The sequence below is a fragment of the Candidatus Lokiarchaeum ossiferum genome, assembly GCA_025839675.1.
GTDB lineage: Archaea > Asgardarchaeota > Lokiarchaeia > Sigyniarchaeales > Promethearchaeaceae > Lokiarchaeum > Lokiarchaeum ossiferum.
Genome location: CP104013.1, coordinates 2,209,774 through 2,223,424, shown reverse-complemented (window position 1 = coordinate 2,223,424; position 13,651 = coordinate 2,209,774). Strand labels below are relative to the sequence as shown.

Sequence of the window (13,651 nt, the reverse complement as noted above, 5' to 3'; positions counted from 1 at the left end):
ACTTCAGTGTTTTTAAATAAAGAATATTATTGAAAAATAGCAAGTTGCTCTTCCATTTCTGCTTTTTTATGCTTATATTCTTCAAGTTTTTCGTTTTCTTTGTCAATTAACTCTTTCGGGGCTCGTTTGGCAAAATCACTATTGAGTTTTTTGTTGATTTTTTGGATAAATTTTTCAATTTTTTCCAACTGCTTGGTTACCCGTTCTTTTTCTTTCTCCAAATCAATCATACCGGCCAAAGGGATGTATCCCGCAATATTATGCAATACAATTTTCGCAGATTGTTTTGGAGCATCAATTTTTTTAGCAATTAGGAGTTGAGCAGGATCAATTTTTGCCATTTCAACGAATTCGCGTCGTCCTAGGGCAAACACGTCTGGGGTCTCTCCCAATTCGATCTGTAAAGGAACTTGCATTCCAAGACTGACACCAAAATCATGTTTTACTCTGCGAATTTCTCGAATAAATTCTGAAATAACAGTGAAACTTTGTTCAATATCTTCCTTGATATATTGATTTTCAACTTCTGGCCATTTCGCATACATGATGGTTGGTACTTTATGGTATTGATCGGGAAGGGCTTGCCATAATTTTTCGGTAAGATATGGCATGATGGGGTGCATTAAACGATAGACTGTATTTAGAACATGTAACAATACTGATTTTTGAATGCCCGTATTTGTATTTTGTTCGTCATATAGATGAATTTTGCTGAGTTCGATATACCAATCACAGAATTCACTCCAGAAGAAAGACTTCAATTCCCGAGAAGCCCGTAGGAAGTCAAATTCCTCCATATATCTGCTGATATCTCCAATGAGGTTGTTTAAACGGGATAAAATCCATTTATCAGAAAATTGTAATTGGTCGTACTTAATATCTGCGAGAAGTGGGATAGTGTCTTCTTCATGAATATTACTTAGCACATATCGCGAAGCCTGCCAGATTTTGTTGCAGAATCTATGGGCGGCATCTAAATTGCGTGGGTCTAAATTCGTATCCATCCCTGGAACACTGTTGGAAATCAACACATAACGGAGTGAATCTGCTCCCTGTTTATCAATGATGAGCAATGGATCATATTTATCCACATCTTCCATGGATTTACTGATTTTTTTCCCTTTTTCATCCCGAATTAGCCCATGAAGGTAGACATACTTGTATGGTGATTTTCCAGTTAATTCGATCCCCATCATCATTTCACGAGCAACCCAGAAAAAGAGAATATCATAGCCTGTTTCTCTCGTCGTCGTGGGATAAAATCGCTTGAAATCGGGAGATTCAGTATTTGGCCATCCTAAGGTGGAAAAAGGCCACAATCCACTTGAAAACCAGGTATCCAATACATCTGGATCGCGTTCAATTGTGTGGCTTTTACACTTGGGACATTCCGTAACCTCATTGATATGGGGTTCTGGACAAATTTTTTCTCCACAATCTTTACAGTACCATACAGGAATTTGATGTCCCCACCATAGTTGGCGACTGATACACCAATCGCGAATATTGCCCATCCAATGATAAAATCGATGTTCTTCCCGTTCAGGCATTATGATTGTTTCTTTAGCTTTCACTTTCTCGATGGCTGCTTCAGCAAGAGTTTTAGTTTTGACAAACCATTGAATCGAAACTCGAGGTTCTATGGTTGTATGACAGCGTGAACAATGACCTACGGCATGAACGTGGGGTTCTACCTTAACAAGTAATCCTTCCTTTTCCAAATCGGCAACTATCGCTTCGCGGCATTCATAACGATCCATACCCGTATACAATTCACAGAAATTTGGAAGCATTCGGGATTTATGATCCATTACTGTGATGAATTCTAATGAATGCCTTTGTCCTACTTCAAAATCATTCGGATCATGTGATGGGGTAATTTTAACTGCTCCTGTTCCAAATTCGGGATCAACATGTTCGTCTGTAATGATTGCAACTTTTCTTCCTACTGCGGGTAAAATTGCATGTTTACCGATGAGTGTGCCATATTCGGGATGTTTGGAATGGGTAGCAATCGCACTATCTCCTAAAAGCGTTTCAGGGCGGCTAGTTGCGACCATTATAAATTGCTCTGCTCCCTTTGCCCAATTTCCACTCCCCCATTTATCCGTAGGTCCATTCCACTTGTCGGTTTGGATAGGATATTTGATATACCATAAATGGCCATGTTCATCAACAGCTTCGGTTTCAAGATCCGAAATTGCGGATTCACATCGGCCAGGGCACCAATTAACCATATATTCCCCACGATAAATTAATCCCTTTTGATATAAGCGATAAAAAGCTTCTCGGACAGCTCTAGAAAGATCTTCATCTAAGGTAAAATGTTCACGGCTCCAATCGGAACTAATTCCTAAGCTTTTTGATTGTTTGGTAATACGGGCATGGTATTGATCTTTCCATTCCCATACTTTTTCAATAAACTTCTCTCTTCCCAAATCCTTCCGTTTAATACCTTGTTTTAATAATTCTCGCTCAACAACATTCTGAGTGGCGATCCCAGCATGATCTGTGCCCGGAATAAATAAAGTTTCTTTATAGCACATACGATTAAAACGTGTCATCAAATCTTCTAAGGAAATCGTGATGGCATGTCCTAAATGAAGTTGACCTGTTACATTTGGAAGAGGGAGTGTGATACAATAACTGGGTTCATCAGGGTTAATCAATCCCAATTCTTTAGCTTTTTCGGGTCGGAAATAACCCTCTTTTTCCCACCAATCATACAATTCCTTTTCAATGGCGTGATGATCATATACTTTTGATAATTCTTCTTTCATTAAAGTCACATTTCTAAGTTATGGGTACTTCTAATAAGAACGATAAAACAAGGATTTCAAAAAAAATTTGGGGTTAAGATACTAAAAAAACCAACAAAATAACTTGAAGAATATCTAAATCTCAAATTTCCGCCCTATCGCATCCAAAACAGATATATTTAATTGAGGGATGAAAGAATTCTGATATTCCTCTGATAACATCGACCATACCATTGTTCCACGAGATTCTCCCGCAAATGTTACGTTTCGATGGCGTAAAGTCGCTTCATGTACAAAACCCAACTTTTTTGGGATTGCAGCACTTGCGAGGTTTTTAGGATCACAATGGATTTCTACACGTTTTACTTTTTCAATCTCAAAAGCAACTTTTGTTAAAGCTTTGGCCATCTCGGTAGCAAATCCTTGATTAATATAATTTACATCAATCCAGTAACCAATTTCGAGTGCCTTATCTCCAACGCGTCGATGAAGTCCACTTCCCCCTATCAATTCAGTTTCAGATTTGTTGAATATTCCAAAAACATATTCCTTCCCTAAATCGAAATTTGCTCGCATTCCCCTTAAGCGTTCAATTTTTTTTTGTAGATCTTCAGGTTCTGCTCCCGCCCATGGCATCCAAGGAAGTAAATGTTCTTTACTCTCTTGAACTGCTTTTGCCAATAAACGGGCATCCGAAGGGTTATAACATCGAATCACCATCCGGTCCGTTTCTATCCGGTAGGCTGGGCTAATGGCTCGATCATTCATACCTCCATGAAAGAATTTTGACATTTAAAGTTTTTTTATAATGGCTCATTGATAAAATTATATGGTCCTCCCTGTTTTGGAAGTATCAATAGTCTCTACTACCGAGCAAAACATAACCCATCTCCAATTTTTAAATGAAATTAGTCGATCTTTCAAGGAACATGATCGAGTAAAGTGTATTACTGAAGAACGGGAATCAAAACCCTATTTAAAAGTGATTTTTGAATCAGAAGATCAATTTAAAAAGATTTATGATGATGGTTTCCAAATATACAGTTATATTTTTGAGGAAGTTCAGAAAATGGGCTTAAATTTCGATGATATTGCAGAAATTTCCAATTATAATTTTTCCCCTAATTCAGAAAAACAGAATTATTTAGTAACTCTTTATCGAACTGACCTTATCGACCCCATACGGAAAAATTACCGTCTCGCTTCAGCTTTTAATCAGTTGATTGGATGTCATGTTTCCTATGAAGAAATTTCTAATGGATTTATTCGATTTGTTCACTCAAAGGAAGACTATCTTTCATTAATGAAGAATTTTATTGAGCTTAGTGATTGGGAGATGTATTTTAAAACAAAAAACATTGATCTTACCCATCCAACCATCCAAAAATTTCTTAAAATCATCGAAAAAATGATTCAAAAATTTCATAGATAAAAAAATCTTTTTAACGATACTTCAGAAATTTCTTAAGTGAGAAAGTGGTGGACCTAGGGGAATTTGAATCCCCGACCCCCTGATTGCGAACCAGGTGCTCTACCAACTAAGCCATAGGCCCAAAAATAAAAATCCAAAAGGAATAATACTAAAAATTCATCCAAAAATAAAAAATTTCTGATTTGTCGCCTTGAAGGATTATAACTCGATTTTCAATTGTTGAAATCTGTCAGTTAGAACTGCAATCGTTTTGCAAAACTTGCATTTTTTGCCAAAAGTTGGAAATCCACAGACACTACATAATTTATCATTTGATTTATCAGAATGGACTGCTTTTTCAATAACTGGTTGCATAATTTTATGATATCTTCTCGCTAAACTTAAATTATTCCCTCTTCGATAATCCTCAATTTCTTTTAGGGCTTTTTTTAATTGAATATTCGGTACATGGGTGGAATATGCACATTCTGTCCCTAAATGGGCAATATCTGCAAAATATGCATACATTGCAATTTCTTCTTCGCTGATGAAGAATAGTGGTTTTACTCTAGGAACAAGCTTGGGAATATGGACATCTGCAACAGGACCCGATTTTGCCAAGAAGTTCAAATCCATATTAAAGAAGTTGTTCATTAATTGAGTTGTTTCATCAGTTAAGTTATGGCCTGTGGCCACGCAAGTAAAACCATTTTCAAATGCAAATTTATTGATCATATACCGTTTCAAAGTACCACAATAGGAGCATTCCCCCCGCATGGGATCTTTATCAAATTTCCACTTTCGATCTTCAACTTCTGCGTTGAGCTGATGGATATCGTCTATATTGAATCCATAGGTATCTTTGACGTTGAGTTGATGAAATGGGATATTCAATTCTTCACAAAATTTTCTTGCTACTATACCGGAATCTTGAGAATAGTTTTCTTGGGAAATTCCGAGTTCAATATACAGTGCCTCAACATCCAATCCTACCGGATATAATTTTTTGATTATCGACAATAAAACTTGAGAGTCTTTTCCACCGCTTGCAGCAACTAAAAGTTTTTCATCGCGATCAGGATGAAACATATGCTTTTTTTCAATCAATTCTTTCACACGTTTCTCAACATTTTTTAAATAATGCTGTCGACAAAGGGATAATCGAGAATGTGGTATCTGGTATACGGCAGGACTCTTGCATTCACTGAAAAATTTACATGATTTGGGCAATGATGATCTACCTAGATAAAAATACATTTGATAAATTTTTTTTTATTCAATCGCCAAATAGAACCTCACCTTTATTCTAATTTAAAATTTAAAAGAAAAAAAAATTTATAAGTTTTGCTTCCACTTTCATATGATAAAATCTCTTTAATTTCTGGCGAAATTTATTCTTTCTTTCATCAAATAAATACTTTTCCTAAAACTAAAGGTTTTTGAGCAATTAATAACTATTTTACTTGAGAATTCTCGCACTTTATTAATAATAATTTAGCAAAATAGTTGATATTTATGATAAGTAAGGAAGCAATCTCTAATATGCAAGCAAACTCAAATCAAAACTTGAATGAAAATTCTTTGGAATACTCCGCTACCATGCACTTAATCAAAGTCCTTCAAAATAGAAAAGGTGAAGGCTATTGGCACTGTAGAAAATAGAAATCCATTGATTCTTTTTTTTTAATAACCATATTTAGATTAAATCAATATCACCATATACATTCGGATCGCTAAAGCTATCATCATTCTGGAATTTTTTTTTATATACTTGTAGAATAGATTGATAAAAGTACCGTTCTTGCAATAGGTCAAAATGAGATTTTTCTCCCAAACTGGTAAGCTTAGCAATGTCACCTGGACTGACTTTTCCTTGTGTTACTAAATCTAATCTGCATCTATATTGATCAACGAGTGATACTGGTGATAGAATGGCATGAATTTTATTTTCTAGAGAATGAAATAGTTTGGATATTTCATCAGATGTAATTCGTTTAAAGTCGAATTCATCTTCCAAAAAATCCTTGACTTGGTGTAAAATAAACTGTTCCTTTTTATATCCTATTAATTGAGAATATCCCAACTTTCCTTCTAAGATTTCCAAAAGGCGTTCTCGTTGATATATAGTCAGAGAGAGCGTGCGAATTTTAGCTTCTAGCTCATTAATAAAGTCTGTTTTAAGGAATTGTTTAAAATGGACAATATATGCATCATTTGCTTTAGAATCTGAACAAATTTCTACCATTTCGCCACGAGGTGTTAAGTAGACAAAACCAAAACCTTGTGGGCCCAACCCTCCTTTCATTACCATTCCCAACATGAGAAACTCATAATTCCGTTGTTTTGAATGGATGCGTCTCCTTAATTCATATAAATTGGAACGGGAAAGAAGAATCGTACGTTTTGAATATAATATTTCTACTTCATCTTGATAGAGTATTTTTGTAGAAAGAATTTTTTTAATATTCTTCATAAAATGAGAAGTGGTTCCAATTTTTTTTAAAGAAAGTCCATATAGGGTAAAATTATCGACAAAATCATTCATATAATTGATTAATTCATCTTCATCGGTTATGAATTCAAATAAATCTGTGAAATATTCAAATATTTTCGGTGGTAAATAGTAATAAATGAAGTTAAGCATTTCATTCAAATTTACTCCATTTTTAATATCCATTAAATTTTTTAGACACTGTATAAGTTGTTTATTCCTTTTCAAAGATTTAATCTGCTGTAAACGTTCTTTTGAAGAAGGGTGATTATATAATTTGTGTTTTAGCCCAAACTTAAGAATTGAAAAGGTACGATCTAATCGCTGCATTCTAATTGAATTAATAAAGATCTCCCCCATTAGGCGATATCTGTTTGATATTCCTGATGCAGGTGTATTAATACCATAAAAATGAATTAAATCAACTAAATCTTCAAATTTATCAAAATGGGAATTCTTCAAGGCAAAGAACAATCCACGAGAGCATGCAGCATTGAAATGTGGTGATGAAAGAAATTCTTCATGTTGAATTAATCCATTGTTCACCCCAAAATTAAAACTGTGCTGAAATTTATCGAGTTCACAAGTACTTACTGCTCGTACAATATTTTTTTCAATCCCACCTTTCAAAAGAAAATCTTGAATCGAATATTTTCCCGGTGGGGCCATTTTCCCAACATAATCCAAACACATCGAATAATCTGAAAAATCCGCTCTTTCTATTTGTTTCACTAAATGATCAGCAACAAACACATAAGCGGGATCTTCTTTAAAGAGTGATATGAAGTTAAATTTTTGACCAATTGACCATATTTTGTAAATTCCTTTTATATCCGATTGTTTTTTAGCATAGGAATAAAGATCCTCAAACAACTCATAAAATAATATTATTAGATGTTGGTGTTTTTTAGAATTAAATGATAGACCCTTACTCCATTTTTTAAAGAGTTTCTTTTTTATTCTCTTAAATCTAGAGACATCACTATTCAATCTTATGAAATATTCAAGAAAATCTGGAAATAACTCAAATTTTGGAAAAATAGTAACCCGATTCTGACATGAAGAACAGAACCACTTTTTCTGCTTTTCTTTCTCATTTTTTTTTGACATTCGCGGAATTTCACTTATTTGCCAATTGAAACATTCAGTACAATATTGATAATCACTTAACTTGACTATTAAATATTCAATTATATGCCAAAGAATCTCTTCACTCGTATCCAAGTACATAGATTCATATTCAGAAAAAACTCTCATAATAATTTCTAACAAGGCTTGATTGTGAGATGTTTTACATGATTCTTTGAAGTTATCTTCATGAAAATGATCCTTTAATTTTTTTGCTGAACCTTGTTGATTAAATTTAAGTAAAAGAGAAAAATATTCACGTAATGTTACTTTTCTGGCTTCAACCGAATGCTCTAATAGAAATCTTAGTTCTGTTAGGAGCTGGGATGAATCTTTAGTTGAATTCTGGGATTCATAGAAAGAATTTTGTTTTGATTGAAGAACCATTAAAACTCAAAAACCAACACGATCATATAGGTTCATTTCTAGACACCTTTTTTTAAAAAGGTTCAAAAATAAATCTTAGAAATATTTCATTTTTCTTTTCTTTTATTGAAAGGAAAAATTATTTGTAAGAATATGTCAAATATTGAGAGTTATTAATGATCTCATGTTTGATCCCATAAATTTTTAAAAATATTACGCATATTTTGTTGTGTAGATACGTAAATTCAACTGAAAGATATATTTTTCATTTAATTGATCTAACTGCAAACAAACAGATATTGAGAAATTTCAATTTTTGTGCAGTCGTGCTGGTTACTCATATAAAATAAATGAAAAAAAGCATTTCCTTTCGGATTGTTAATGAAACTTGTCTCAACACGGTGTAAAACATGTGTGGAATTTTTGGATTAATTAGTAAACGAAAAGACATAAACGTTGCGCAACTTATACGTGAAGGTCTTGAACGTATGGAATATCGCGGTTATGATTCAGCCGGGATTGCTCTTGTAAATAATGGTAAAATTGAACTTAGAAAAAAAGCCGGACGAATTGCTGATATCAACGCTGATGGCTGGTTTGACAAAATGCCTGGTCAGTTCGGTGTGGGGCATACTCGATGGGCAACTCATGGACCTCCAATTGCAAATAACTCTCATCCACATATGGATTGCACAGGAAAAATTGCGCTTGTTCATAATGGTATTATTGAAAATTATCAAGATTTGCGAAGAAAATTGACTGAACGTGGACATAAACTAGTATCAGAAACCGATACGGAAGTTTTTCCTCATTTGATTGAAGAATTTCGCAAAACTGGTTTGGATCTTAAAGATTCTGTAATTGAAACAGTAAAATTATGTAAAGGGGCTTATGGAGTTGTGGTTTGTGATGCTGATAATCCCGAATATATGGTCGTTGCAAGAAAAGAATCACCTCTTGTTATTGGAATTACAGAAGATGAAACAACCTATTGTGGATCTGACATTCCAGCATTTCTTCCCTTAACAAGGAATGCAATAATCCTCGATGATAATGAAGTTGCAGTTTTATATCCTGGAAAATGTGAGATTTTCCACGTAGATGATGGAGAAAAAGCCAAACGAGAAATTTTTACTGTTGATTATTCCATGGATGCTGCTCAAAAAGTACTTGATGGAAAAGAGTACAAATGGTTCATGCATAAGGAAATGCATGAAATCCCTCGGAAAATTATTGATCAAGTCAGAATGCCCCAAGAACATCTTGATGAGTTTGCTCAAGCAATTCTCAATGCTGATCATGTATTTATCACTGCAGCGGGAACAGCTTATTATGCGGCAATAGCGGGAAAATATCAAATTACTAAATTTGGAGGTCCTTATATTCAAGGAATTTTGTGTTCCGAGTTAGTTGATGCATTACCAACTATTCCTCCGAATTCTGTATTGATTGCCGTTTCCCAATCTGGAGAAACTGCCGATACTATCGAAGCAGTGAGATATGCTAAAGAACAATTCGGTGTAAAGATCTGTTCTGTGGTAAATGTTGTTGGATCTTCCCTCACCCGATATTCAGACCATGTTATAATAACAACGGCGGGTCCTGAAATTGCAGTAGCATCCCAAAAAGCATATTGCACACAAGTGACTGCTCTATCTATGGTTGCTTTAAAAATCGCAACACTCACGAATACATTAACAACAGATGAAATCGAAAAATATGAATCTGCACTATTAGATACTGCCGAAGCTTGTGCTTTGATTCTTAAAGATGAAAAATCTCTAATTAATTTAGCCCATAAAATTGCCTATAAATCTAATTTATATTTCTTAGCTCGGGGAATTTCAACTTCGGCTGCTTTTGAAGGAGCTTTAAAGTTGAAAGAAATTGCCTACATTCACACTGAAGCATATGCTGCGGGAGAATCTAAACATGGGCCAATTGCTCTAATTGAAGAGGGATTTCCATGTGTTTTCATCACTCCACCAGATCAAACTTACCCCAAAATTATTGGAAATGTGATGGAGATGAAAAGTCGCGGTGCTATGATCATATCTGTCGTTGCGGATTACGATGTAAATATTTCCGAAATCTCTCATCATACTATTCGAGTTCCAATCAAAAATAACAAGTATGCAATTGCGATGTCTATCGTTCCTTTTGTATTACCATTACAGATGCTTGCTTACTTTGTTTCGGATTATAAAGGCTTTGATCCAGATAAACCAAAAAATCTTGCAAAAAGCGTGACTGTTAAATAAGAAGAAGATACTAATATTTTTTTATTTTATTCTACTCTTAGGGAAAAATCAAGTATGTTTGTTAGAAGCACCAAGATATAAAAAAGAATCCCACAGATAAATAGGCGAGAAATCAGTTCTCCAGTTTTAATGTTATTGTTTACTTTCAGAAAAAATGCCCAGAATACTCCAAAAACCCCCAAGAAAATAAGACTCCAAATTAAATACACCACAAATTTATTCGGCTGGCTAAAAAAATTTGAAATTACATTGTTTATTGATTGGAAAAATTCATCTGCTGAATTATTCGATATCTTATTCTTAATGATATTCATCAGAGTTAAATGATTATTTTCTCATAAAAACTCCGAACCTCTTTAAAAAAAACGTTTCGAGAAGTTTTTTTATTTCTCCTTACTTACACTCTTATGGTTGAATACAAGCCCCAAGAAATTGAACTTGGATGGCAGAAAAAATGGGAAGAAGCCAAAATCTTTGAAGTGGAAAAGGATCCTTCCAAAAAAAAATTCTATTGCCTCGAAATGTATCCATATCCAAGCGGTAAAATGCACATGGGACATCTCCGCAATTATACGATTGGTGATACTCTCGCTCGTTTTAAACGGATGAATGGGTTTAATGTTCTTTATCCTATGGGTTATGATTCTTTTGGATTACCTGCAGAAATTGCTGCAATTAAGCAAGGAACTCATCCAGAAATAACAACTCGTAAAAATATTGCAAGTATTAAAGAAAATCAAAAACGAATCGGTTATAGCTACGATTGGCGAAGAGAAGTGTCATCCATTGAAAAAGATTATTATCGTTGGAATCAATGGATCTTTCTTAAAATGTATGAAAAAGGGTTGGCTTATCGGAAAGAATCACTCGTGAATTGGTGCCCTGGCTGTACTTCAGTGTTAGCCAATGAACAAGTCATAAATGGAAAATGCTGGCGGTGTAGTTCTGATGTGAATCCTAAATTTTTATCCCAATGGTTTTACAAAATCCGTGAATATGCTGATGAATTGCTTCAAGGGTTGGATGATCTTGAATGGCCTGAAAAAGTAAAAACTATGCAGCGAAATTGGATTGGACGAAGTGAGGGAACTGTAGCAGATTTTGCTGTTGAAGGAACTGACAAAACACTAAGTATTTTTACTACCCGAGTTGATACCATTTTTGGTGTCACTTTTATGACCATGGCCGCAGAACATCCTTGGTGCAAAGAATTTGTTAAGGATACTGAATATGAAGCAGAATATCTAGAATTTTATGAAGAAGTGATGGAGCAAGATCGATATAAACGCATGGCTGATGAAACTGAAAAGAAAGGAGTTTTCTTGGGTAAATATGCAATTAATCCTTTGAATGGAGATAAAATACCCATTTATGCAGGGAATTTTGTTATATATGGTTATGGTGCCGGGGCAGTTATGGCCGTTCCAGCTCATGATCAACGAGATTTTGAATTTGCTAAAAAATATGGCATTCCCATTAAAGTCGTTATTCAACCCTTTGATGGATTTGTTCTTGAAGGGGAGAAAATGTCTCGGGCATTTATTGAAGATGGTGTATTAGATAAATCTGAAGATTTTTCTGGCGTTGAGAATCGAGTAGCTATTGATCGTATTGCAGAGAAGTTAAAAGAAATTGGTAAAGGCGGAAAAACAACAAATTATAAAATTCGAGATTGGCTTGTATCTCGCCAGCGTTATTGGGGTACACCAATACCAATGATATTTTGTGATGAATGTGGGGTAGTTCCCGTTCCAATTGATCAATTACCTGTTGAATTGCCTCAAGATGCTGTTTTTGGTAAGACTGGTAATCCTTTGGAACATAGTGAATCTTTCATGAATGTTTCATGTCCTAAATGTGGAAAAGCTGCTCGAAGAGAATCGGATACGATGGATACTTTCGTGGATTCTTCTTGGTATTTCCTAAAATACACTAGTCCTAAATTAGGTGATGTTCCATTCAATAAGGAAGATGTGGAATATTGGGGGCCGGTTGATCAATATATTGGAGGGATCGAACATGCAATCTTACATTTACTCTACGCACGATTTTTCACTAAAATAACTCGCGATTTTGGTTTGCATAGTTTTAATGAGCCTTTTAAAGCACTCTTGACCCAAGGGATGGTTAATCTTCCTCATCCTTATTGCGAATCTTGTAACAAATTCTTGCCCAAATCTTATAACAAAGAAGGAAATTGGACGGGAGAATATAATATGGAAACCGAAACTTGTAATACATGTGGGTCAAAATATATTCTAAAATCTGCCAAAATGTCCAAAAGCTTGGGAAATACGATATCTCCCCAAAGAATTGTCGAGGAATTTGGTGCAGATACTGCTCGTTTCTTCATTATGCATGCCGCAAATCCTGTAAAGGAAATGGATTGGTCAGATGCAGGTTGTAGTGCCGACAATCGTATTATGTTAAAAATCTGGGATCTAGTTAATGATATCCCAATTTCAACCAGGGATTCAGTTGATGTTTACGATGGTTATATCCAATATCGCTTGCATCGTATGATTAGAAATGTGACGGAACTTTATCAAACAATGTTAATTCGAGATGCTTTAAATGAAATCATTGGTTTCGCTGATGTGCTTCGAAAATATTGTGAAATGGTGCCTAATAAACAACTTTTTGGGCAATGTCAGGAAACATTAATATTGATGCTTGCCCCTATCGTCCCCCATATGTGTGAAGAATTATGGCATCTCAAGGGACATGATCCCTATGTTTCTCTTTGTAAATGGCCTGCATTCGATTCTCAGTATATAAATGAATCCATCGAATTACGTTGGCAATGTTATGAAAATGTATTAGATGATGTCAAAAATATTCAGAAATTGATAAAAATTGAAGTTCCAAAGGAAATTCAAATCATTATTGCTGATTCTTGGAAAAATCAATTTACTGAAGAAACTCTTTCCATGATTAAGGATGGGAAAAATTTTGGGGATTTAATGAAAAATGCCATGTCAAAACCAGATTTGAAGCGTTATGGAAAGCAAATCAAAGGGTTTTTGGGGCGAATTTCTAAAAATCCAGGAAAATTTTCAGTGCCTTTCCCTAATCAAGAGGAAGAATATGCATTCTTTACTGAAAATTTAGCATTACTCGAAAATGATCTTGGTACCAAAATAATTATTGTAAAAGAAACAAACTCAGATAATAAAAAGAAAGACCAAGCCCTTCCTGGAAAACCTGCACTTAGCATTAAATAAAATTTCGGGTT

7 protein-coding genes and 1 tRNA gene are annotated in these 13,651 nt (G+C 34.6%); 3 read left to right on the top strand and 5 right to left on the bottom strand.

Features of this window, described 5'->3' with window-relative positions; genetic code table 11:
* Window positions 1-26: 26 nt before the first annotated feature.
* Both NEF87_RS09120 and NEF87_RS09115 read right to left on the bottom strand, forming a co-directional pair.
* On the bottom strand, window positions 27-2,780 hold the full coding sequence (locus NEF87_RS09120; protein ID WP_457919545.1) for a valine--tRNA ligase: 2,754 nt from the start codon (window positions 2,778-2,780) through the stop codon (window positions 27-29).
* A gap of 114 nt (window positions 2,781-2,894) precedes the next feature.
* Complete coding sequence (locus NEF87_RS09115; RefSeq protein ID WP_371806147.1) at window positions 2,895-3,551, bottom strand: GNAT family N-acetyltransferase; 657 nt, start codon at window positions 3,549-3,551, stop codon at window positions 2,895-2,897.
* Window positions 3,552-3,588: 37 nt separating this feature from the next.
* Between NEF87_RS09115 and NEF87_RS09110 the strand changes: the two genes are divergently transcribed.
* Window positions 3,589-4,191, top strand: a complete 603-nt coding sequence (locus NEF87_RS09110) for a hypothetical protein (protein ID WP_457919544.1) — start codon at window positions 3,589-3,591, stop codon at window positions 4,189-4,191.
* Window positions 4,192-4,236: 45 nt separating this feature from the next.
* On the opposite strand, the gene NEF87_RS09105 is transcribed toward NEF87_RS09110, so the two are convergent.
* The 3 genes from NEF87_RS09105 to NEF87_RS09095 form a co-directional block, all read right to left on the bottom strand.
* Window positions 4,237-4,312, bottom strand: a tRNA-Ala gene (locus NEF87_RS09105).
* Between the two features lie 77 nt (window positions 4,313-4,389).
* Window positions 4,390-5,286, bottom strand: coding sequence for an ATP-binding protein (locus NEF87_RS09100; protein ID WP_371806144.1), 897 nt, complete (start codon window positions 5,284-5,286; stop codon window positions 4,390-4,392).
* Between the two features lie 580 nt (window positions 5,287-5,866).
* The gene (locus NEF87_RS09095) at window positions 5,867-8,176 is read right to left on the bottom strand and encodes a hypothetical protein (RefSeq protein WP_457919543.1); all 2,310 of its coding nucleotides are present in this window, start codon (window positions 8,174-8,176) and stop codon (window positions 5,867-5,869) included.
* Window positions 8,177-8,565: 389 nt separating this feature from the next.
* Here NEF87_RS09095 and glmS point away from each other — a divergent pair, with 389 nt between their 5' ends.
* Window positions 8,566-10,416, top strand: coding sequence for a glutamine--fructose-6-phosphate transaminase (isomerizing) (gene glmS, locus NEF87_RS09090; protein ID WP_457919542.1), 1,851 nt, complete (start codon window positions 8,566-8,568; stop codon window positions 10,414-10,416).
* 407 nt (window positions 10,417-10,823) lie between these two features.
* Window positions 10,824-13,640, top strand: coding sequence for a leucine--tRNA ligase (gene leuS / locus NEF87_RS09085; RefSeq protein ID WP_457919541.1), 2,817 nt, complete (start codon window positions 10,824-10,826; stop codon window positions 13,638-13,640).
* The last annotated feature ends 11 nt before the right edge of the window (window positions 13,641-13,651 follow it).

Coding starts and splice junctions, on each gene's coding strand:
- NEF87_RS09120 (WP_457919545.1), bottom strand. CDS start 2,780: ATGAAAGAAGAATTATCAAAAGTATATGATCATCACGCCATTGAAAAG.
- NEF87_RS09115 (WP_371806147.1), bottom strand. CDS start 3,551: ATGTCAAAATTCTTTCATGGAGGTATGAATGATCGAGCCATTAGCCCA.
- NEF87_RS09110 (WP_457919544.1), top strand. CDS start 3,589: ATGGTCCTCCCTGTTTTGGAAGTATCAATAGTCTCTACTACCGAGCAA.
- NEF87_RS09095 (WP_457919543.1), bottom strand. CDS start 8,176: ATGGTTCTTCAATCAAAACAAAATTCTTTCTATGAATCCCAGAATTCA.
- glmS (WP_457919542.1), top strand. CDS start 8,566: ATGTGTGGAATTTTTGGATTAATTAGTAAACGAAAAGACATAAACGTT.
- leuS (WP_457919541.1), top strand. CDS start 10,824: ATGGTTGAATACAAGCCCCAAGAAATTGAACTTGGATGGCAGAAAAAA.